Raw genomic sequence first — 21,618 nt, forward strand, 5'->3', positions numbered from 1 at the left:
GTATTCCGGGCGCTTGATCATCCTTGGATGATGGCAGCGGAGCGGAGCACGGCGGACATCCTGGACGCGGCGGTGCAGGTCCGTGAGGCCGCCAGGAGCGGCGCGACCGGCGTCGGCACGGTCCTGGCGGCGCTGTCGGAGGTGATGGAGTACGACCACGCCTCCCTCGCCCGGTGGGACCCGCTGCGGCGGCGCCACACCACCCTGGCCGGGAGCTACCCGGACGACGCCACGGCCTACATCGAGACCCGCCTCCACCACGACCCGGTGTTCCCTGTGCTCCGCAGCCCGGCCCGGGGCGGTCTCTGGCTCAGGGACGTGCCCCGGCAACTCCTGGCGACGTCCCCGGGCTTCCGGGAGGTGCTGTGCCCCCTCGGCATCGAGGACGGCGTGGCCCAGTGCCTGTTCGCCGCCGACGGCCGGTACGTCGGCATGCTGAACGTCAGCACCCGACGGCCGCGGCGCACGCCCGATCCGGCCCGCGCCGTGATCACCCTGCTCACCGAGGCGCTCGCCGCGGCCGTCGACCCCCGCGCGGGCCTGCCGCCCGAGGAGGTCGCCGCGTTCGCCCCCGAGGCGGACACGCGACAGCCGGACACGGGGCGGCCCGGCGGGCTCTCGCCCCGGGAGCTCCAGGTGCTGGCCGAACTGACCGCCGGCCGCACCAACCGGGAGATCGCCGAGCGGCTGTACGTCACGCCGCGGACCGTGGGGACCCACATCGAGCACATCCTCGCCAAGCTCGGCCTCCCCAACCGGGCGGCCGCCGCCGCCCGAGCCGCTGCCTGGGGAATCGAGCCCTCCCGCTGACGCGGGTGCGCGCACACCGCCGACGCGGCGAGCCACGAACCCCTCCGAGGACCGGGTACGCCGGCCGGTCTGCCGCGGGCGCCTCGGTACGGTGCCGAACCAGGTCCGGGATCCGCTCAGTTGTGGGCGAGCGGGCGTTCGCCCTGCGGGGCCGTCAGGCGGCGTTCGAGGGGGGTGAGCACCGGCCTGACCAGGGCGGCGGCCAGGCCGAGGACGGCGGCGAGGCAGAGCCAGGCGAAGGGGCCGTGGCCGACCACGAGGCCGGTGACGACCAAGGGGCCGAAGATCGACTCGGCGGTGATGCCGAGGAAGAAGATGGACAGGTAGGTGGGGCGCTGGTCCTGGGGGGCGTAGCGGTAGGAGACCTCCCAGGAGCCGGCCGACTGCCACAGCTCGCCCAGGCTCAGCAGCACGATCGCCGCGAACAGCAGGGCGATCGCCGTCCAGCGGTCGGTGTGCTGGGTGAGGCCCATCGCCAGGCAGCAGCCGGCCAGGGACAGTCCGCCGTAGCGCAGTGCCCGGACCGACCCGGAGAAGGCGGTGGCGCGCCGGGCGAAGTGCACCTGGAGGACGACCGCCATGACGGTGTTGGTCAGGGTCAGCAGCGGGACGAGTCCGTCGGGGGCGCGGCTGGCCTGTACGACGCTGAGCGGGATGCCCACGGAGAGCAGGGTGCTGTGCAGGACGAGCACGCCGTTGAGGCCGGTCATGGACAGGTAGCGGAAATCCCGGAAGTGGGCGAGGAGTCCGATCCTGCTGCCGGTCCGTTCGACCCGGGGCGCGGCCGGGAGGGCCAGTCGCATCACCACCACCGCGGCCAGGGCGAACGACAGGGCGTTGCCGAGGACGATGGACCGGTAGGCCCAGGGCGAGTGCGCGGCGAGCAGCGGGACGACGCTCAGGGCGCCGAGGGAGAAGCCGAGGTTGCGGGTCGAGCGGACCACGGCCATCGTCCGGACCCGCTCCTTCTCCCCGGTGGCGGCTCCGATGACGGCCTGGGTCATCGGTCCGGTGGCGCTCTGCGCGACGGCCAGGTAGGCGCTGAGCGCCAGGAACCAGGGGAACGAGGTACAGAAAGCCAGGGCGATCAGTCCGGCGCCGCGGGCCAGTTGCAGCAGGACGAGCAGCCGCTTGGCGCCTATCCGCTGGCCGAGCAGGCCCATCGGTACGGTGGACAGGAAGCCGACCGTCATGCCGAGGGTGAGGCCCAGCCCGACCTGTGTGCTGGTGAGACCGACCACCCGTACGAAGAAGATCGCCGAACCCGCGAGGTAGAGACCCGTCCCGGAGGCGTCGACGAACGCGCTCAGCGCGAAGATCCGGCCGGCCCGGGTCTCGGGGACGTAGGCGCGCAGCCAGTTCACCGCCTCACCCCGGCCGGTGGGTCTCGATGGTGAGCGCGGCCCGGGCGCGCTCGGCCGCCCCGACGGCCGCGGGGCCGTCCGCGCCGGTGGCGATGACGTGTCCGGGCCGCTTCCAGGAGCTGGTGATGGGTTCGACCGTGTCGCCGCCGCGCACGCGGACCAGCACCTCGCGCACCCCGTCGACCGCGCCCGCCCGCTCCGCTCCGCGGACCTCGCGCACCTCGCCGGGCTCCGCCGACAGGTAGCGGATGGCGGCCCCGCGCACGGCGGGCGGCGCGGGCTCGGCGTGACGTCCTTCGAGGACCGCGAGGAAGCCGCGCAGCAGGCTCCAGTCGTAGGCCATCTCGACCAGTTCGACGATGTAGTCGCCGGGGAGCCGGGCCGCGCACTCGACGAGGTGCGGCACGCCGTCGACGACGATCCACTCGCCGTGGAGGACGCCCGTGGAGAACTTCGCCGCCTCGACCAGTGCGCGCATACCGGCCGCCAGCCGTGCGGCCACCTCGTCGCTCTCCTGTCCGGGGACGACGTGACCCATCTCGACCGGGTGCCGGCCGGGCAGGACGTCCTTCGTGGTGCTGTTGAAGAAGGTGATCTCCCCGTCCCTCACCAGGACTTCGGCGCTGACCTCGGGGCCTCGCAACAGTCGCTCGGCCAGGTAGCGCGAGCCGCCGGACTCGCCCGGCCGGAACATCTGCTCCTCGGCGCCCGCGGTCAGCGCCCACGCGGTCGCGGTGTCCGCGTCCGGCGGCAGGATCTGCACTCCCACGCTGGCCTGACGGTTCGTCGGTTTGAGAACGCAGCTGCCGTCGCCGCCCGCGCGGAACTCGGCGACCTCCTCGGGGCCGGTCACCACACGCCATTCGGGCTGGGCGATGCCGGCCGCGGACGCGGTGCGGCGCAGCAGGGCCTTGTCCCGGAAGACCGGGGCCGCGTCCGGGCCGGCGCCGGGCAGTCCCCAGGCGGCGGCGAGTACGGCGGCGGCCACCACGCCGTAGTCGCCGGCGGGGACCACGGCGCGGATCCGCGCGGGCCGGGGGATCTCGGAGACGAGCCGGGCCGCGTTGGACTCGTCCTGGGTGGGGGCGGCGATGACGTCGGCGAGACAGCGCACCGCGCCGATCTGTTCGCGGACGCCTCTGGCCTCGATGACCTCCGGTGTCTCGATCACCGCGACACTGCGTTCCGGCAGAAGGCCGTCGAGGTCGGCGAGGAGGTCGGCGCTGTAGCCGACGAGGAGGTACTGAATGTTGTCGAATCCCTGATCCGCGGCGGGGGCCATCCCACCCACACTCCTGCCCATGCGTGGTCTCATCCGTATGCGTCCCGGCACCGTAACAGGTCTCGATCGCGCCTGACACGCCGCCTATTCGTCGCCTGAAGCGCCGTTAACAGAGATGTACTCACGGGAACGCACAGCGGTCTCGCGGACATGGTCTCATTCCTGCCATTCAGCACGTCAATTCGGCCAGTCATCAAGTCGCTTTCCGGACGACGAAGCGTGCCGCCGTACCCACGCCCCACAGACCTGGGGTTCCGGCGCAACACCGCTCCGAACTGGGCAGATGCCCCGTCGGGTCCGGCCCGTCCGGGGCAGGGGACGGCGTCGACGGAATGGCCGGGAATCATCCGGTGGCCGACCCGTCGAATTCCCGAGAAGGTGAATCACTCTTGCACGGGGGGCGGGATCATATGGCATCCTTCCTTCGGTCCGGCAAAAGATCCGATCAGGCATCACGGCTTTCGGTGGCACCCGAAGCAATGTGAACGTCACCGTGGAAAGCCTGGTCGCGAGCCGCCCCATTCCCTTCCCTGTTTCAGAGCAGACCTTCCGATATCCATGCCCAGTGGAAATGTGAGGACGATGCTCAAGCGAACCGCTGACCTACGGCACTCCTACGAGCCCTTCACCTGGCATCTCGCCACGGATCTGCTGACCGTGGAGCAGCTGCGTGATCTGGAACGAGAACGGCCGGCCGCGGACACCGGCCGACGCGCGGTGGTCGAAGGAACCCGCCGCGAGAAGCATTACCGGATGAACGTGCTGACCCTGGTGGACGGAAACGTCCGCACCTCGGCCGCCGACAGCCTGTCCCCTTCCTGGAAGGCGCTCCTCGACGACCTGGAGAGCGACTGGTTCCTCGACTGGCTGAGCCGGGCCACCGATATCGACCTGCGTGGCCTGCCGTCCGAGATCGGCGTCTACACCTACACCAAGGGCGACTACATCTCGCTGCACAAGGACAAGCCGACGAAGGCCCTGACGGCCATCCTCTACCTCAATGAGCAGTGGCCCGCCGATGGCGGCGGGAACTTCGAGGTCCGCGGCTCGGGCCGGTCGGCGGACACCCCGGTGGAGTCCGTGCCGCCCCTCGGCGGGCAGCTCCTGGCGTTCCCGCCGAGCGACACGTCGTGGCACGCGGTGTCGAAGATCGACACGGACGAGGTCACCCGGCTCACCGTGCAACTGGAGTTCTGGCTGCGGGAGAGCTGACCCGATGCGACAGGGCTGCAGGCGAGGAGGGCAGACATGACGCCGGATCCCGGCGGTCGGCCGGAGACGGGGAACGTGTTCGTGACGGGAGGGCGTCCGCTCGGCGGCCGGGTCTCCGTCCCCGGAAACAAGCACGGCATGGTGCTCGGCTTCGCCGCCGCCGTGGCGCTGGGCGCCGAGCTCACTCTCGACAACGCCCCACGGCTGACCGAACGCCGTGCACTCGGCGCGGCGGTCACCGGTCTCGGCGGCTCGGTGAGCGGCACCGGCACGCGGCTGCGGATCGATGGCCGGATCACCGGAACGGAGTTGCCTCCGGCCAGCACCCGGGCGATCCACGGCTCGCTGTACCTGCTGCCGGCGGTACTGGCGCAGCGGGGCCAGGTCGAGTTCCACGGCTCGGGCGGGGACGGGCTGGGCCGCTTCGAATGGGGACTGGCCCGTCCGCTCAAGCACATGCTGGAGGTGATGGAGAGCTTCGGGGCGCGCTGGGAGTGGCGGGACGGCCTGCTGCGCATCACGGCGTCGCGGCTGCGGCCCGCCACCGTGGACATCCTGCGCTGGTCGGACGACGACCGGCGGCCCGCCGGACCGCATGTGTCCGGGGCCACGAAGACGGCGCTGCTGATGGCGGCGGCCGCGCCCGGCACCAGTCTGATCCACAATCCGCACGAGAAGGAAGCACAGCACGAACTGGCCAGCATGCTGCGGCGGTTCGGCGTGGAGGTCGAGCAGCGCGACGCCAGCTGGCTGGTGCGTGGCGGCACCGCGGGCCCGTCCGCCGAGTACGGCCTGATGTCCGATCCCGCCGAGGTGGTGACCTGGACATCCTTCGCCGCCATGACGGGCTCCACGCTGACCCTCGACTGCGGCGAGACCTCACGGACCCACGCGGCGCTCCACCGCGAGCTGAGGTTTCTCAAACTGCTCGGTACGGAACCGGAGTTCGGTACCGAGAGCATCACCGTACGACCGGCGAACGGCCCGTACGACGGCGCGGAGCTGGTGGCGGAGTCGACAGGGATCTCCACCGACACCACGCCGCTGCTCGCGATGCTGCTGCTGCGGGCGACCGGTTCCTCGACGGTGGAGGACCGGGTGTGGCCGGGACGGTTCGGTTACGCGGAGCATCTGCGGCGCATGGGCGCGCGGATGGAGGTGGTGGGGCATCGCCTGCTCGTGGCGCCCTCCACCCTGCACCCGGCGCGGGAGCCGCTCGCGCCCGAGGACACCCGCGCCGCCGCGGTGTGCCTGGGAGCGGCGCTCGCCACACCCGGCGACACCGTGGTGGGTGGTCTGGCCCATCTGGACCGGGGCTACCAGGAGTTGGTGCCCCGGCTGGTGGGGCTGGGCGCGCGGATCGAGCGCCCGGCCGGCTCCGCGGGGTGACCGCCGGGACACGTCTCAGCCGACCAGAGCCCTGCGCAGGGCGTCAACCGTACGGGAGGTCGCACCATGCGCCCGGAGGAAGCCCTCGGCACTGCCGTGGCGCTCGACGACCGTGGTCAGCAGCGCGCCGACGGCGGACGAGCCCACGGCCAGCCGGCGCCCGAACTCGTCCTCGGTGACGTTCCTTCTGCGGGCGTACACCGCACTCGCCGCCGGGCAGGCGCCGAGGGCGGCGCGGGCGGCGCGGTCGGCGTCGAGGATCTCCCGCTCGGGCAGTCCGACCAGGCTCAGCAGCAACGCCACCGCGACGCCGGTGCGGTCCTTGCCGAGGGAGCAGCCCACCACGGTGCTCCCCGGCAGCCGTTCGGCGACCGCGGTGGCGACGGCCGCCAGCTCCGCGGCGCAGTGTTCGGACATGTTCCGGTACAGCGTGGCGTAGTCGGCCGTGGTCGGCCGGCCGGCGAGCAGGTCCGCCGCGCCCGGGACGTCGATGGGGATCCGGGTCAGCCGTCCGTCCGGGGCGAGCGCGGGCCGCTCCCGCTCGGGGCTGCTGCGCAGGTCGACGGCCCACCAGTCGGCGGCGGGCGCGGCGCCGTGGGCGGGGCAGGACCCCAGCAGCGTCCATCCCGTCCTCAGCAGCAGACCGCGGCGCAGCCCGGCGACCGCGTCCGCGACATCAAAGAAGTGACCGGACGTGAGGGGAGAAATGCTGTGAAGGTTCTCGTTGTCTGGCCGCCGCAGGTGCCCAGCTATTTCAATGCCGGACATCATCTGACCGTCTTCAATGTTGCCACTCATCTGCGCTCCGTATTCCCGTCGGCCGACGTGAAGGCCGTCGATGCGGCAGCTCTGAATGTCACCTGGAAGTCGATGGGCGATCTCCTGATGGAGCAGCCGGATATCTTGGCGGTGGCCAACGACTTTGATTCGACCGGAAGTCTGGAACGTATCACATACTATGCCCGGACGTTGGCGCCCGAAGTCCGGATAGTGACTTTCGGACGACTCAGCGCGCATCTCCCTGAATTCTTCCGGAGATTCGACCTGGACGCGGTCGTCGGCCCCGGCGACCCGGAGTCCGCCATCGCGGACCTGGTCCGCGCCCAACTGGCCGGGGAGCCGCTGCCGGACACGGTCTGGCGCCGGGAGGGCGGCGACTGGCGCCCTCCGGACCGCACTCCGCGCCTGCTGCGGGACGACGAACTCCCGCTGCCGGACGTGACGGAGATTCCCTACGAGGCGTACGACCTGCTCTACGCCGACGACACCGCACGGTTCTGCGGAATTCCCAAGCGCCGGGAACTGGTCGTCCCGGTGGCCCGTGGCTGCCCGGTGAACTGCGCGTTCTGCGAAATACCCGGGAGGGAGGGCAAGGCCGAGCGACGGGTCCCCATTCCCCGGATCATCTCGTACATCTCCGAAATGGCCGACACCATGCCGTTCGAGTACGTGTCGATGTACGCCCCGACCTTCACCCTCCGCAAGCGATGGGTGCATGAATTCTGTGACGCGTACGAGGCGTCGGGGATCGGTATTCCGTGGAAGTGCACCACGACCCTGCACCACCTCGACGAGGAACTGATCCGGCGTATGGGAGCGGCCGGCTGCATCCGGATCAGTGTGGGCCTCGAAACGCTGGAGCCGGCCGGTCACGCCGCCCTGCCCCGGGCCAAGCACGTCGCCGAGCAGCGCTTCCGGGAGACCGCGGACGCCTGCCGCGCCGCGGGCATCGAACTCAACTGCTTCGTCATCCTGGGCCTGCCGGGCACCTCGTTCGCCGGCGTCGCCCGCACGATCGAGGCGGTCCGCGAGATCGGCGGCCGGGTGCGGCCCACGATCTACACCGACTTCGACGACATGCGCGCCGACATGGACGAACCGACCGTCGCCTCCTTCAACCGCCAGTTGTTCCGGCCGGGCGAGGAGCCCGAGGACGCCGCACGGTACTACCGCGTCCTGTTCGACCCCGATGCACCGGTCACCGCCGTGCACGAGGTCATACCCCGGCGGAGCCGGTCATGACCGACTGGCTGCGGGAGCACTTCACCGCGTCCGACGCCGGAGTCCGGCCGCACTGGCGGCGGAGCACCACGTCGCGGGTGAACCTGTCCAACAACGAGATGTGCCACCCCGCCGTGCCCCGGTTGCTCACGCAGGCGCTCGCCGGGCTGCGGCCCGAGGACTGGATCTCGTACCCGGACTACGCGGTGGCACGGGACCGCTTCGCCGGGCTCCTCGGAGTGCCGGCCGCCGGCCTGCTGTTCACCGCCGGTTCCGACCAGGCGTACCGGGCGGTGCTGCACGCCTTCGCCGCGCCGGGCCGGGTACTGCTGACCCAGCGGCCCAACTACGGCCAGATCTTCCCGTACGCGGCCCTGACGGGGTTCGCCGTGGAGTGCGTCGACTACCGGCCCGGCGAAGGGTTCTCGTCGGCGGAGTTCCTGGCCGCGGTACGACGGCTCCCGCCGGGTTCCCTGGTCGCGGTCTCCAATCCGAACGGTCCCACCGGAGCGTGGTGGACGCCCGAGGAGGTAGCGGCGCTGGCCGATGCCTGTGCCGCGCACCGTCACATGCTGATCATCGACGAGGCGTACGCCGCCTACGCGCCGGAGCGGGTGTTCACCCGGGTGTCCGGCCGGCCGCAGGTGATCGTGGTGCGATCGTTCAGCAAGGAGTACGGCCTGGCCGGGACGCGCCTGGCCGTGTGCGCCTGCGGGAGCCCGGAGGTCGCGGACCACATCCAGCGTTGGAACGTGACGAACCCGGTGAGCGGCCCCGCCCTGCGGGTGGGACTCGAACTCGCCTCTCGAACCGAGGAGTTCACCCGGATCCACGCGGAGCTGAACGCCTCGCGGGAGCGGCTCGCAACCGAGCTGCCGCGGCTCGTGGGCGGCAGTTCCGAGCGGTCCCGGGGAAACTTCGTGCCAGTGCGGTGCACCACCCCGCAGGCGGCGGCCGAGTGCGTGGCCGGGCTCGCCGCGCGCGGATACGCGGTACGCCATCTGGCCAGGTTCGGACTCCCCCGCCACCTGCGGGTCTCCACCGCCGACAAGGAGACCACGGACGGCCTGCTGGACGCCCTCGGCGCGTTCGTCCGGGGCCGCGAACAGCGGGCGGGGGCGCCATGAAAGTCCCCGACCGGCGGCCGCCCCGGGGCCTGTCGCCGACCGCCCTGACCACCGCCCGCCGGGTGCTGGTCATCGGCTGCCCCGGCGCGGGGAAGACCACGTTCGCCGTGCGCCTGGCCGCGCTGACCGGCCTCCCCGTCGTCCATCTCGACGACCTGTACTTCGGGCCGGGCTGGTCGGCGACGCCGCCGGAGGAATGGCGTGCGGAGGTGCGGCGGCTGAGTGCCGGGCAGGAATGGGTCGTCGACGGCAACCACGCCGCCACGCTGCCGGAGCGGCTGGCCCGGGCCGAGGCGGTGGTGCTGATCGACCGGGCCCCGGCGCTGTGCCTCGCCGCGTATCTGCGCCGGCTGCTGCGCCACGCCCGAGCGGCCGAGGACCGGCTCCCCCACTACATGCGGCTGGGTGCGGGACGCCGCCGGGTCGCCGACCGCCCGGTGTCCTTCGCCCGCTTCATCCTGGCCTTCCGTCGCCGGACGCTGCCCGGCATCACGGCGTGCCTCGCCGCCCGCGGCGACGTCCCGGTCGTCGTCCTGCGCAGCCGCGCCGATGCCGAGGCCGTCCTCACGGACCTCGGACGAGGTCTCCCCACAGACCGCACCGGAGAAGGGAGTGGCAGGTGTTGAGCCTTTCCGCGTTCGAGAACGCGAAGATGCAGGACGATCCGTACCGGTGGGGCACGGTGACCGAGAGCTTCGACTCGCCGCGGACCGCCCTGGCGGTCGCGCGGGAATTCCCGCTCGCACACCTCCGGTTGAGGACGGCGCGAGCGGGGGCGGAGAAGGAGTACCGCATGCTGTCGGCGCCGCTGGTCGACCAGGGCCGGGAGCTGCCCCTCACCCGCCGGTTGACCCCGATCTGGCGCGGGCTGGTGGACGAGCTGCGGACGCCGGCCTTCACCACGGCGGTGTCCCGGGCGGCGGGCGTGGAGCTCGCCGACGCCACGCTGGAGATCCGCGCCTCCTGCTACACGGAGGGGTGCTTCCTGGGCCCGCACACCGACCGCTCCGACAAGCTGGTCTCCCTGATCCTCTATCTGTCGACGCACTGGTCGGCGGCCGACGGCGGCGAGCTGAGCATCCTGTGCTCCAGCGACCCGGACGACGAGGACGCCCGGGTGGAGCCGCGTCTGGGGACGGCGGCCGTGCTGGTCCGCTCCGACCGGTCGTGGCACCAGGTGCTGCCCGTCCGCAGGCCGGTGCAGCGGCGCAGCCTCCTCGTGCACTACTGGGCATGACGGGAGGGTCGGTGCACCAGCCGTTGGAACGCTTCGGCCAGCCGGTCCAGGACCACCGCGACGTGCGGGAGGCGCAGCGGGTCGTCGGCCCGCAGCGCCGCCCAGCGCTCCTCGTCGGTCTCCCCGGACAGCAGACTGGTGGCGATCCGGAACCGGAGGGCTTCGGGGGCGTCGCCGAAGTGGTGGCCGGCGAGCACCGCCACACCGTGTTCCTCCAGCAGATGGTCCTGGAGGGCGCCGCCGTCGCGTACCCCGCGCGTGGCCAGGACCGCGCGTGCCGGTTCGAAGTCGGGGTAGAGGTAGAAGCCGCCGCCCGGTGTCCGGCAGTGCGCGCCGGCGTCCGTCACGATGCGGTGCATCGCCGCGGTGACGGTGGCGTGCAGCCGTGCGCTGTCGCGGAGGTGACGGACGATCACCGGCGGTTCGGCGAAGACTCCGGCGGCCACTTCCTGCATGGGCCCCGGCATGGTGGACCAGACTTCGCTGGCCACCGCCAGGACGCCGTCCCGCAGCCGGTCGCCGACGGCACCGGCCGGGAAGCGGGCGGCGCCGATTCGCCAGCCGCCCAGTGCCAGGCTCTTGCTGAGTCCGGTCGTCACGACGGTGCGGTCCGGCAGGATCTCGGCGGGGCTGAGGAACGGCTCCTGCGGGCGGTGCGGCAGGTCCCGGTAGATCTCGTCGGAGACGATCAGCAGGTCCTCCCGTTCGGCCACCGCGCACACCCGCCGCACCAGTTCCGGCGGGGCGAGCGTGCCGGTCGGATTGTCCGGGAGGGTCAGCACGAGCAGCCGCGGAGCGCTGTCGGCGCGACGGGCGGCGCGCAGGGTCTCGGCGAGCAGGTCCGGGTCCGGCACCCCGCCGTGCTCCGCGGGGATGGCGACCGGCCGGACGCGGCGGCCGAACAGCCGGGCCTGGGGGGCGTAGGTGAGCCAGGACGGGTCGGGGAGCACCACGTCCCCGTCGATCACCGCGGTCAGCGCCATCAGCAGGGGCTTGCTGCCGGGCGCGAGGACGATCCGGTCCGGGTCCGTCGGCAGGCCGCGCCGGGTGAAGTAGCCGGCGACCGCGGCCCGTGCGTCCTCCGCACCGGCCACCGCGCCGTAGCCGCGGCGGTCGGTGCCCGCGACGAGCAGGTCGCGGACCTCGGCGGGCAGCGGGAGCCGCGACTCCCCGAAGCCGAGGTGGACGACGGCGGTGCCGGCGGCCCGGAGCCGGGCCACCTTCTCGTCGAGTGCCAGGTTCGGCGCGATCCGGAACCGGGAGGTCATCACAGGCTCCTCTGGGAGTGGGTGGCGGTGTCCGGGAGCAGGGCGCGGGCGAGGTCGGGCGGGGTGTCGTCGGTCAGGCGGAGCTCGTCCAGCCAGGCCGCGGTGGCCGAGTGCCGGGCCCGGAACGGCCGCCCGACCAGCGCGGGGTCGCGCGCCTGCAGCAGCCGGAGCCGGAAGGCGCGGCCGTCATGAGCCTCCTCCACGCCGTCCACGACGACCTTGCCCGCGGTCGTGGACATCACCGGGCCGCGGACCGTGCGGGCGAGCCCCGGCAGCCGCCGGTAGGCGTCCTGGTAGATCCGCACGGCGCGGTCGACGGGGACCCGGAAGTACTCGTGCGGTCCGGTGTCCCGCGACATCAGCAGGTAGTACGGCACCGTCCCGGCCGCGAGTTCGGCGCGCCAGAGCTTCTCCCACGCCGCGGCGTCGTCGTTGACGTGGGCCATCAGCGGGGCCTGGCAGTAGATCACCGCGCCGGTGTCGCGGATCCGGGACAGCGCACGCCGGGCGATGTCCGGGCGGATCTCGACCTCGTGGCTGAAGTGCGCCATCACCGCGAGCGTCCGGCCGCCGGCCACCACCCGTTCGAAGAAGGCGAGGGCCTCGTCCGCGTCGTCGTCGGTCACGAAGCGCTGCGGCCAGTAGGCGACGGACTTGGTGCCGATGCGGATCGTGCGGACGCTCTCGACGTCGAGGAAGGGCTCCAGGTGCTGCCGCAGCCGGGCGCTGGACATCACCATCGGGTCCCCGCCGGTCACCAGCACATCGGTGATGTCGGGGTGCCTGCGCAGGTACGCCACCGCCCGGCTCGGTTCCGCCGCCGCGAAACGGAGTTCCTGGTCTCCCACGAACTGGGCCCACCGAAAGCAGTAGGTGCAATAGGCGTGGCAGGTCTGACCGCTGGACGGGAAGTAGAGCAGGGTTTCCCGGTATTTGTGCTGAACACCGGGAATCGGCCCGAGCGAGTCCTGCGGAACATTCAGGTCCTGCTGCTGGGCCGGGTGCGGGTTCAGCCGTGTCCGAATATCGCGCACGACCTCGGCGATACGTTTCCGATCCCCCGTGCCGGATATCTCTGCAAGGGTTTTCTCGTCGGATTCGGAAAGCATCCCACGTTGCGGGAAAACCAACTGGAACATCGGGTCGACGTCGAGGTTCTTCCAATCGATGAGCTGCGACAACACATAGTCGTTCACTCGGAAGGGAAGCACCATGGAGAGGAGCCGAACGGTTTCTTCGACCTCGCGCGGAATCCCGAACCTACGGGCTATCACGGAAATTTTGCGCGGACCATGGGCGGAAAATCTGGTACCGCCCTGCATATCACCCGAAGTGCGAATCGACTCGAATAAGGACATTACATCCCCTTGATGGAACGGGTGCTACGGGAAACGGGTTCCAGCGATCGACCGGACCCGGCCGGACAGGGCGTCGAATTTACCAGAGGTCGAGTTGCGCGTAAAGAATGACAGATGACGCAAGGATTACGGAAGACGGCGGAAGGATTGCGAGAAATATGAAGGGACAGCCCGGAACGGCGGGACCGAAAGAGCTCATTGCACATGCCACCGAGGTGTTGCGCCGGTTCTGGCGGGGCCGACGGGTGGTGCTGCTGGCCCACCGGGTGACGACGAGCACCCTCGTGCTCGCCGACGAACTGACCGCCTGCGGGGCCACCGTGGCGGCCGCGGTGTCGGGCACCCCGCCGGCCCCCGGCGCACTGCCGGGCGTGCCGCGGTGGAGCATGGCCGGTCCCGGCACCCCCGTGGAGCGACACGAGTTCGACGCCTGGCTGCGGGAACCGCCGGGAGATCTGGCGGCCTGGCTGGACGACCTGGACCCGGACGGCTCCTGTCTGGCCGTCGGGACCATCTGGACGGAGGTGGAGAAGTTCTGCGGCCGGGCGGTGCACGGCTGGCGCCGTCCCGAATGGGCCCGCTGGGAGGACAAGACCCGCATCGAGGAACTGTGGGCCGCCACCGGCGTGCCGTCGCCCCGGCATGCCGTCCTCGACCTGGCCGACCCGGCGCTGCGGGAGCGGGCGGCGCTGCTCGACACGGGGCGCGGCGTCGTGCTCGCGATGGACTCCACCGCCGGCATCCAGGGTGCGGGCAAGGCCCTGCGCTGGGTCCGGCACCCCCACGAACTCGACTCCGCGCTGCGGGAGTTCGCCGGGCGCACGCACCGGGTGCGGGTCGCGGAGTTCGTCGCCGGGGTGCCGTGCAGCACCCAGGCCCTGGCGATGGACGACGGGATCGCGGTGTTCGACCCGGCGGAGGAGGCGATGCTGCGCTCCCCCGACACCGGCGCCTTCTTCTACTGCGGCACCTCCACCTGGTGGCTCCCCGGGCCCGGCGTCCGCGAGGAGATCGAGCGCCACGTCCACCGGGCGGGCCGCTACCTGATCGAACACACCGGATTCCGCGGCATCTTCACCGTCGACGGCCTGCTGACGCCCGACGGCTTCCGGGCCACCGAACTCAACCCGCGGGCCGGAGGGGGGCTCGGCGTCCGCTCCGGCCTGCCCGGATTCCCCGTCTACCTCTTCCACCGCGCGGTGCAGGAGCGGCTCCCCGGCATCGCGGACCTCGCCCCGCGCCACATGGAGGAGGCGTTCTGCGACGCCATCCGACGCCGCCCGTCCTATTCGGGCACCGTCGCACCGGGTCCCGGAGCACGTATCGCGCTCGACGGGCGGGAGTTCACGGCCACCGGGGGCGAGGTGATCCGGTACCGGATCGAGGACGGCGCGGCCGACGTCCTGGAGATCCGGCCGACCTCCGACGACCGGCTGATCGGCCCTGCCATGGCCGAATTCGCCGCCGCGCTCGGCACCCCGGGCCTGGTCTCCTGCACGGACGACGGCGTCCGCGGCACCCTCCGCGGCACCCCCTCCGGGGAGCGCCCATGACCATGCTGCTCGTCAACCGCCGCCCCCTCCTCGACCGGCTGCCGCAGTGGTTCCCGGACGCGGCCGACGAACTGGTGGTCTTCACCGACCCGTCCGCCCTGGCCGGCCGGGACGCCGACGCCGTCGCGCGCTCGGTACGCCATCTGGAGATCGCCGACGACTACGACGGCCCGGCCGCCACCGAACGGCTCGCGGAGTTGTGCCGCGCGTACGACGTCCGACGGATCCTGACCGTCGCCGAAGGCGACCTGGTGCGTGCCGCCCGCCTGCGCCGCGCGTTCGGTCTGCCGGGCCAGGACGAGGAGAGCGCCCTCGCGTTCACCCACAAGCACACCATGAAGGCGGCGGCGGCTGCGGGCGGCATCCCGGTCGCCCCCATGCGATACGTCACCGATACCCCGGGCCTCCTCGACTTCGCCGACGCACACGGGTTCCCTCTCGTCGTCAAGCGCCTCACCGGCGGTGGCGCGGTGGGCATGTCGGTGCTCGCCGACCGCCCCGCGCTGCGCCGGTTCCTCGAGGAGCGGGCGGGCGAGGGCGAACCGCCCGCCATGCTGGCGGAGGCCTGGATCAAGGGCGAGGTCTACCACGTCAACGGCGTCATGGCCGACGGCGTCCTGCTCCACGGGTGGCCCGCCCTCTACCTCAACACCCAGTGGGCCAACTACCACACGTCCGCTCCCCTGGTCAGCGGCATGCTCCCCGCCGACGACCCGCTGTGCCGCCGGCTGGTCGACGCGACCGCCGAGGTGGTGGCCGCGCTGCCCGCCGCCCCGGGCGTCCTGCCCTTCCACGCCGAGCTGTTCCACACCCCCGACGACGAGATCGTCCTCTGCGAGATCGCCTGCCGCGCGGGCGGCGCGGGCATCGTCGAGGTGCACGAGCTCTCGTTCGGCCTCAACCTCTACCAGGCCGGTCTCCTGGGCCAGGCCGGCCGCTCGGACCAGGTCCGATGGCACGAGCCGGGCCCGGCGCACGGGCACGGCTGGTTCCTGCCCCGCGCGGGGACCCTGCGCCGGATCCCCGAGCACTGTCCGCTCCCCGGCGCCGTCCGGTACCGCACCAGCGGCGTCCCGGGCCGCCACTACCCGGGCCCGCGCTCCGCCAACGACAGCGTCGCCCAGCTGATCTTCGCGCTCCCCGACACCCACGACCTGCCGGGCGCGCTGCGGACCGTGCAGGACTGGTGGCTCGACGCCGTCCGCTGGGACTGACGCCCGCCCCGCCAGCACCTCTCCCACCACCTTCAGCGAGGAGCCCACATGCAGACGACCACCACGCGCCCCCGGCCGGAGACCGCCACGGCCCTCACCGCCGAGAGCCTGCTCCGGCTCGCCGCCCGCGAGATCGCCGCGATCCACGTACCGGGCTTCTACCCGGCCGACATCGCCCGGCAGGCAGCCGAGCGCGCACTGCGCCACAGGGCCCTCGGCTCGTACCACAAGGAACTGTCCAGTTCCGTGGGCCGGGTGCACATGCCCCACGTGGACACCGCCTTCGACCCGGAACTCATCCGGCAGTACAACGACGGCGCGGTCCCGGCCATCCACGACATCCGTTCGATGTTCCTGCCGCAGCTGTCGCCCATCGACCATCTGCGGTTGCTGCTCCAGGAACTCTGGCCCGCCGGCGCCAACCTGCTGCGCCTACGGGACAGGGCCTGCTTCGTCGGCGCGCTCCGTGTCTTCCAGCCCGGCGTCTCGCAACTGCTGCCGCACAACGACCGCCTGGAGCAGGAGACCGACGCCCCCGAGGCCACCGGGCTCATGGAACAGCTCACCGCCAACGTCTACCTCGAAGTACCCGACGATGGGGGCGAGTTGCTGCTCTGGCTCCGTGAACCCACCGCCGAGGAGAGCAAGGTGATCCTGGACGTCGAAGGGCTTTCCCCCGACACCGTCGAGCCACCCGCCCTCCGATTCCACCCCCGCCCCGGCGACCTCATCGTCTTCAGCTCGGCGATGCTGCACGCGGTCACCTCCAGCCCCACCGGACACCGGGTCGGCATGGCCGCGTTCATAGGCTCCACCGGACCTGACCGCCCGCTGGTCTACTGGAGCTGACGAAGAGCCCGGCGACGAATCCCGAAACGATTCCGGCGGCAAGCAGCACGACGAGCCCGGCTTCGCCCATGGACCGTCAGGGCTCCGGGCCCGTCGCCGGGCGCCCCCTCCCAGGACGCCCCGTTCCTCTCGGCAACCGCACAAGGCGGTTGCCGAGAACCCGGATCCCCTGGCCGAACACCGGAACGCGCACGAGGCTCATGAGAACCGGCGCGACGTTCACGAGAACGGGCAGAGCGGGCTCAGCCGGTCTCGAGGCCGTCGATCAGCCGGTCGAGGAACCGGGTGAAGGTGGCTTCGGCGGTGAGGGGGCGTCCGGGGGCGGACAGGGCCTCGGCGAGCTCCGGGTGACGGCCGTCCGCGGCGACGGCGACCAGGTAGCGCATCTCGGCCGCGGCCCTGTCCGGGGACTCTGAGACCGCGGCCTGCGCCACCTCGTGGCCGACGTGCCCGGCCACGAACGCGGTGAGCTGGGCGAAGACCTCCAGCTTCGCCGCACCGTCCAGCCCGGTGGGCCGCAGCGCGGCGAGCGCGTGTTCCAGGAAGGCCAGTGTGTTGGGGCCCGGAACCCGACGGGTCGTCAGAGCGGCGGGCAGCCAGGGATGGCGCAGCATGTGGGCGCGCTGGAGGTGGGCGACGGTCTTCAGGTCGGCACGCCAGTCGCCGGTGGGCGGGCCCGCGACCGTCAGTTCGCCGCTGACGTGATCGACCATCAGTTCCAGCAGCGTCTCCTTGTCGGGGGCGTAGCTGTAGAGCGACATGACGCCCGCTCCGACCTCGGCGGCGACCCGCCGCATGGTGACCGCTTCGAGTCCTTCCGCGTCCGCAAGGGCGACGGCCGCCGCCGTGATCGCCTCGCGGCTGAAGGAGGGTCTGCGGCCCCTGCGCGGCTCGTCGGGACGCAGCCAGAGCTGTTCGGGATCGATGCCTGCGGCGCCGGATCCTCCGTCATGGGACACGTTCTCGCGCTCCTCTTCCCGTTGTCGTGGTTGTCGTGGTTGTCGTCGAGACAGGCGGGGGTCCTTGTGCAAGGCATCCAAGCATCCCCTATTCTCGTACAACGTACGTAATAAAGGAGGGGATCTATGCCGTCACGCACGCCCGACGCCACGACCGGACCAGCCGGGGTACGACCTGCCGGAAAGCCGCCACTGTCCTCGCGGATGATGAGGGCGACCTGGCGAGGCCTCCCGGCGAAACGGCACGACGTCGGATGGGAGCCCGGACTGGTGGTGCCCGCCGCCGACGGCAGCCCGTTGATCACCGACCACTACTTCCCGCGCGCGGAGGGCGACTTCCCCACCCTCCTGGTCCGCTCCCCTTACGGCCGGGGCATGCCGTGGTCCCCCATGTACGGCCTGCTCTTCGCCGAACAGGGCTTTCACGTGGTCCTGCAGAGCTGCCGCGGCACCGGCGGCTCGGGCGGCGTGTTCGACCTGTGGCGCAACGAGGCCGCCGACGGCCTGGCCACGGTGTCCTGGCTGCGCGAACAGCCCTGGTTCGACGGATCGCTGGGAACCGTCGGCCCCAGCTATCTGGGTTACGTGCAATGGGCCCTCGCCCTGGATCCACCACCGGAACTGAAGGCGATGGTGGTGCAGGTGGGCCTGCACGATCCCTACGCCCTGTTCCACATGGACGGTGTGCTGCGCCTGGAGAACGCCCTCGCCGTCGGGGTGGGCATGACCTACCAGCACCAGGGCATGGCACCGTTCCTGAGGGCGACACTGCGTCTCCAGCGCCGCCTGCGCTCCGTCACCACCGCGCAGCCGCTGCGCGGGTCGTACGCGTCCGCCCTCGGGGGCGAAGTGCCCTGGCTGGACGACGTGATGACACACCCGGACGCCACGGACCCGTACTGGCGCGGCGCTTCCCCGGCCGAGGCGGCCGAGCGGCTCGACGTGCCCACGAGCCTGATCACCGGGTGGCACGACGCGCTGGTCGACCAGACCTTCGAGCAGTACGAACGGCTGCGTCGGGCCGGATGCGAGACCGCCCTGCTCGTCGGCCCCTGGACCCACACCTCCGCCCTGCAGCAGGGCTGGCCCGAGGTGTTCGCCGAGAGCCTCGCGTGGCTGCGCGCCCATCTGTACGCCGATCCCTCCGGTCGGCGTCCCACCGCGGTGCGCGTGCACATCGGCGGCGACGACACCTGGCGGGACCTCGACGACTGGCCGCCGGCCGCGACCGCCACCTCGTGGTATCCCGGCGCCGACGGGCAGCTCACCCCGCAGGCGCCCACGGGCTCCGCGCCGTTGACGACGTTCCGCTACGACCCGGCCGACCCCACCCCGTCCCTCGGCGGCCCGCTGCTCTCCCGCACCGCCGGTCCGCGCGACAACCGCGCCCTGGAAGCCCGGGACGACGTCCTGACCCTCACCACTCCCCCGTTGACCGAGCCCGTGGACGTCCTCGGACCGGTCTCCGCACTGCTGAGCGTCTCCACGGACACCGGGCACGCCGACGTCTTCACCCGCTTGTGCGACGTCGACCCACAAGGCCGCTCCGTCAACGTCTGCGACGGGCTCGGCCGGCTCCGGACGACCCAGGAGACGTCTTCGACGGCGGAAGAGGCGCCCACGACAGCCGAAGAAGCGTCTTCCACGACCGGGCAGGCGGCCTGGCCGACCGGGCAGGCGCCCTCACGCACCATCGTGTCGATGAGCTCCACGGCCCATCGCTTCCGCGTCGGCCACCGCATACGCTGGCAGATCAGCGGAGGCGCCCATCCGCGCTACGCCCGTGGCACCGGCACCGGCGAGTCGTCGGTGGACGCCACCGTCTTCGCACCGGTGCGCATCACGCTCCACGCGGACTCGGCCCTGCTGCTTCCGCGCGATACCGGACCAGCGTGATCCCGGTGCTCGCGATCCAGTGCTCGCGATTCCGGTGTTCTCGGGGCGACGGCATCCCGGTGCTGTCGAAGAACCTGTTCCGCCTGCGGCGGCCACACTCGCCGCAGGCGGTGACGCGGTGACGAACGAGCCCCGGTAACCCGTGGGCCGGTCCGACGGCCGGTCAGAGGTTGGGGTCCACCAGGATCTTGACGGCCGTCTCGTTGTGGTGGATCAGGGTCTCGAAACCGTCGGCGACGAGGTCGTCCAGGCCGATCGTCTTGGTGATGAACGGCGCCAGGTCGACGCGCCCCTCCTGCACCAGCTTGATGGTCTGCGGGTGGGAGTTGACGTAGGCGATCGTGCCGCGCAGGTCGACCTCCTTGAGGACGAGCTTCTGCATGTCGATCGACGCCGGCTTGCCCCAGATCGAGATGACGGTGATGACACCGCCCGGCCTGACCGCGTCGAACAGGGTGTCGAGGACGACATTGACGGACGTGGCCTCGAACGCCACGTCCGCGCCCTTGCCGCCGGTGAGGCGCCGGACCTCCTCGGCGACGTCGGTGGTGGCGGGGTCGATGACGTGGTCGGCGACCTTGGCGTCCAGCGCCTTCTGCCGACGCAGCGAGCTGAGCTCGCTGACCGCGACCTCGACGCCCATCGCCTTGAGCACCGCGCAGGTGAGCAGCCCGATGGGACCGGCGCCGCCGACGAGGGCGAAGTCGCCCGCCTTCGCACCGGAGCGCTCGAACGCGTGGTACGCCACCGACAGCGGCTCGATGAGGGCAGCTTGGTCCAGCGGGACGTCACCGACCGGGTGGACCCACCGGCGCTCGACGACGATCTTCTCCGCGAGCCCGCCGCCGCGGCCGCCCAGCCCGATGAAGTTCATGTCGGGCGAGATGTGATAAGTCGGGTTGTTCTCGCTGGTGTCGACCTCGGGACGCAGGATGTAGGGCTCGACGACGACGCGGTCGCCCGGCTTCAGGCCCTCGACGCCCTCGCCCACCGCGTACACGACGCCGGACATCTCGTGGCCGAGCGTCACCGGCGCGGACTCGCCCGAGACCGGGTGCGGGTGGCCGGCCGGCGGGACGAAGATCGGTCCGTCGAGGTACTCGTGCAGGTCGGTACCGCAGATCCCGCAGTACGCGACATCGATGCCCACGGTGCCGGGCCGGACAGTGGGCTCCGGAACGTCCTCGATACGGATGTCACCACGGTCGTAGTAGCGTGCAGCCTTCACTTTGAACTGGCTCCTTCGTTCATCTTCCGCTCACACCTCGTGACAAGTCGTGCCGTGGAGTGAGGTGTGCGAGCCTCGCGCGGCGCATTCACGTCAACAATTAAACAATACGGTGCAATACGGTTCAGATGCCCGGTCCGTCTCCCGGGCCGGAAGGAGCGGCCGAGGCCCGTCGCACGGGCGCGCCCCGTGACGCTCCGTGCGGAGCGGACGTTGATCGATGACCGGCGGTCCGGTGAGGTTGTCAGTCCTCGTTCGTACGATCACGGCATGTCGGATGCCTTCACCGTCCTGTGGACCCATGACACCTGCCGTGCCCTGCGCAACGAGGGCCGGGTGGGCGAACGGCCGCCGGTCGCCTTCAGCGGGATCCACGCCTCCCTTCCCGCCTGGTCGGGTGCCCGCGCCGGGGACGAGGTGTACGCGCTGCACGTCAACCGGCGCGAGGTGTTCGTGGTGAGCCGGATGCGGGTGATCGACCTGGAACGGCGCGCCTGCTGCGGATCCGCCCCCGCGACATGGCAGGAACCGGCGTTTCCCGGACACGCCGACTGGTCCGTGCTCGGCGCCAACGGTTGCGGCGCCACCGCGGTGCACGTGGACGCGACGCCCGTGCGCTTCGACCTGCCGATACCCGGTGAGCTCCTGGAACGACTCACCTGGCGCAACCGCCGAGGGCGGACCCGCGGTCTGAAGTACGTCGTGGACGGCCGACTGGAGCGCGCGATCAGCCTCCAGGGGTTCTACCGTCTGACGTCCGATTCGGCCGACGAACTGGCGAACGTCGTCGACTTCCCGAGCCGAAGGAGTCGCCGTTCAGGCAGCGACGGCCACTGACGGGTCCCGTACGTCCTACGCCCCTCGGCGAGCG

19 protein-coding genes are annotated in these 21,618 nt (G+C 71.6%); 12 read left to right on the top strand and 7 right to left on the bottom strand.

Annotated elements, in window-relative coordinates; translation table 11 throughout:
- Positions 1 to 27 precede the first annotated feature (27 nt).
- The gene (locus tag ACFYY6_RS19200; RefSeq protein WP_388651867.1) at positions 28 to 810 is read left to right on the top strand and encodes a LuxR C-terminal-related transcriptional regulator; all 783 of its coding nucleotides are present in this window, start codon (positions 28 to 30) and stop codon (positions 808 to 810) included.
- Positions 811 to 926: 116 nt separating this feature from the next.
- Here ACFYY6_RS19200 and ACFYY6_RS19205 read toward each other — a convergent pair whose 3' ends face one another.
- Together ACFYY6_RS19205 and ACFYY6_RS19210 are read right to left on the bottom strand one after the other, a co-directional pair.
- A complete protein-coding gene (locus ACFYY6_RS19205; protein ID WP_351517021.1) occupies positions 927 to 2,174 on the bottom strand; it encodes an MFS transporter in 1,248 nt (415 codons plus the stop codon).
- Positions 2,175 to 2,178: 4 nt separating this feature from the next.
- Positions 2,179 to 3,456, bottom strand: a complete 1,278-nt coding sequence (locus ACFYY6_RS19210; RefSeq protein ID WP_351517022.1) for an ATP-grasp domain-containing protein — start codon at positions 3,454 to 3,456, stop codon at positions 2,179 to 2,181.
- 582 nt (positions 3,457 to 4,038) lie between these two features.
- On the opposite strand from ACFYY6_RS19210, the gene ACFYY6_RS19215 reads away from it, so the two are divergent.
- Positions 4,039 to 4,668, top strand: coding sequence for a 2OG-Fe(II) oxygenase (locus ACFYY6_RS19215; RefSeq protein ID WP_351517023.1), 630 nt, complete (start codon positions 4,039 to 4,041; stop codon positions 4,666 to 4,668).
- 36 nt (positions 4,669 to 4,704) lie between these two features.
- Positions 4,705 to 6,057, top strand: coding sequence for a hypothetical protein (locus ACFYY6_RS19220; RefSeq protein WP_351624464.1), 1,353 nt, complete (start codon positions 4,705 to 4,707; stop codon positions 6,055 to 6,057).
- A 15-nt stretch (positions 6,058 to 6,072) separates the two neighbouring features.
- Here ACFYY6_RS19220 and ACFYY6_RS19225 read toward each other — a convergent pair whose 3' ends face one another.
- A complete protein-coding gene (locus ACFYY6_RS19225; RefSeq protein ID WP_351517025.1) occupies positions 6,073 to 6,855 on the bottom strand; it encodes a tyrosine-protein phosphatase in 783 nt (260 codons plus the stop codon).
- A 192-nt stretch (positions 6,856 to 7,047) separates the two neighbouring features.
- Between ACFYY6_RS19225 and ACFYY6_RS19230 the strand changes: the two genes are divergently transcribed.
- From ACFYY6_RS19230 to ACFYY6_RS19245, 4 genes are read left to right on the top strand one after another with little or no spacing between them, the layout of a single operon-like run.
- Positions 7,048 to 8,079: a radical SAM protein gene (locus ACFYY6_RS19230; RefSeq protein ID WP_351517026.1), complete on the top strand. Its 1,032-nt coding sequence runs from the start codon at positions 7,048 to 7,050 to the stop codon at positions 8,077 to 8,079.
- Positions 8,076 to 9,185 (top strand): aminotransferase class I/II-fold pyridoxal phosphate-dependent enzyme, encoded by a 1,110-nt coding sequence (locus ACFYY6_RS19235; RefSeq protein WP_351517027.1) that lies wholly within the window; start codon positions 8,076 to 8,078, stop codon positions 9,183 to 9,185. The genes ACFYY6_RS19230 and ACFYY6_RS19235 overlap by 4 nt, the downstream gene beginning before the upstream one ends.
- A complete protein-coding gene (locus ACFYY6_RS19240) occupies positions 9,182 to 9,811 on the top strand; it encodes a hypothetical protein (protein ID WP_351517028.1) in 630 nt (209 codons plus the stop codon). The genes ACFYY6_RS19235 and ACFYY6_RS19240 overlap by 4 nt, the downstream gene beginning before the upstream one ends.
- Positions 9,805 to 10,422 carry a 2OG-Fe(II) oxygenase gene (locus ACFYY6_RS19245; protein ID WP_351517029.1) on the top strand — a complete coding sequence of 206 codons (618 nt, stop codon included), beginning with the start codon at positions 9,805 to 9,807 and terminating at the stop codon, positions 10,420 to 10,422. The genes ACFYY6_RS19240 and ACFYY6_RS19245 overlap by 7 nt, the downstream gene beginning before the upstream one ends.
- Here the strand turns inward: ACFYY6_RS19245 and ACFYY6_RS19250 are convergent.
- Both ACFYY6_RS19250 and ACFYY6_RS19255 read right to left on the bottom strand, forming a co-directional pair.
- A complete protein-coding gene (locus ACFYY6_RS19250) occupies positions 10,410 to 11,690 on the bottom strand; it encodes a pyridoxal phosphate-dependent aminotransferase (protein ID WP_389194321.1) in 1,281 nt (426 codons plus the stop codon). The genes ACFYY6_RS19245 and ACFYY6_RS19250 overlap by 13 nt on opposite strands.
- A complete protein-coding gene (locus ACFYY6_RS19255) occupies positions 11,690 to 13,048 on the bottom strand; it encodes a lysine 2,3-aminomutase (RefSeq protein ID WP_351517032.1) in 1,359 nt (452 codons plus the stop codon). Before ACFYY6_RS19255 ends, ACFYY6_RS19250 begins: the two co-directional genes overlap by 1 nt.
- Before the next feature lie 158 nt (positions 13,049 to 13,206).
- Here ACFYY6_RS19255 and ACFYY6_RS19260 point away from each other — a divergent pair, with 158 nt between their 5' ends.
- From ACFYY6_RS19260 to ACFYY6_RS19270, 3 genes are read left to right on the top strand one after another with little or no spacing between them, the layout of a single operon-like run.
- Positions 13,207 to 14,601 carry a hypothetical protein gene (locus ACFYY6_RS19260; protein ID WP_389194324.1) on the top strand — a complete coding sequence of 465 codons (1,395 nt, stop codon included), beginning with the start codon at positions 13,207 to 13,209 and terminating at the stop codon, positions 14,599 to 14,601.
- Positions 14,598 to 15,815 carry a hypothetical protein gene (locus ACFYY6_RS19265; RefSeq protein ID WP_351517035.1) on the top strand — a complete coding sequence of 406 codons (1,218 nt, stop codon included), beginning with the start codon at positions 14,598 to 14,600 and terminating at the stop codon, positions 15,813 to 15,815. Before ACFYY6_RS19260 ends, ACFYY6_RS19265 begins: the two co-directional genes overlap by 4 nt.
- A 48-nt stretch (positions 15,816 to 15,863) precedes the next feature.
- Positions 15,864 to 16,664: a 2OG-Fe(II) oxygenase gene (locus ACFYY6_RS19270; protein WP_351517037.1), complete on the top strand. Its 801-nt coding sequence runs from the start codon at positions 15,864 to 15,866 to the stop codon at positions 16,662 to 16,664.
- A gap of 242 nt (positions 16,665 to 16,906) precedes the next feature.
- Here ACFYY6_RS19270 and ACFYY6_RS19275 read toward each other — a convergent pair whose 3' ends face one another.
- A complete protein-coding gene (locus ACFYY6_RS19275) occupies positions 16,907 to 17,623 on the bottom strand; it encodes a TetR/AcrR family transcriptional regulator (protein WP_351517038.1) in 717 nt (238 codons plus the stop codon).
- A gap of 126 nt (positions 17,624 to 17,749) precedes the next feature.
- Here ACFYY6_RS19275 and ACFYY6_RS19280 point away from each other — a divergent pair, with 126 nt between their 5' ends.
- Positions 17,750 to 19,519: a CocE/NonD family hydrolase gene (locus ACFYY6_RS19280; protein ID WP_389194327.1), complete on the top strand. Its 1,770-nt coding sequence runs from the start codon at positions 17,750 to 17,752 to the stop codon at positions 19,517 to 19,519.
- A 163-nt stretch (positions 19,520 to 19,682) separates the two neighbouring features.
- Here ACFYY6_RS19280 and ACFYY6_RS19285 read toward each other — a convergent pair whose 3' ends face one another.
- Positions 19,683 to 20,747, bottom strand: a complete 1,065-nt coding sequence (locus ACFYY6_RS19285; RefSeq protein WP_351517039.1) for a 2,3-butanediol dehydrogenase — start codon at positions 20,745 to 20,747, stop codon at positions 19,683 to 19,685.
- A gap of 270 nt (positions 20,748 to 21,017) precedes the next feature.
- Between ACFYY6_RS19285 and ACFYY6_RS19290 the strand changes: the two genes are divergently transcribed.
- The gene (locus tag ACFYY6_RS19290; protein ID WP_351517040.1) at positions 21,018 to 21,584 is read left to right on the top strand and encodes a hypothetical protein; all 567 of its coding nucleotides are present in this window, start codon (positions 21,018 to 21,020) and stop codon (positions 21,582 to 21,584) included.
- The last annotated feature ends 34 nt before the right edge of the window (positions 21,585 to 21,618 follow it).

Source organism: Streptomyces sp. NPDC001750 (assembly GCF_042892615.1).
Lineage (GTDB): Bacteria > Actinomycetota > Actinomycetes > Streptomycetales > Streptomycetaceae > Streptomyces.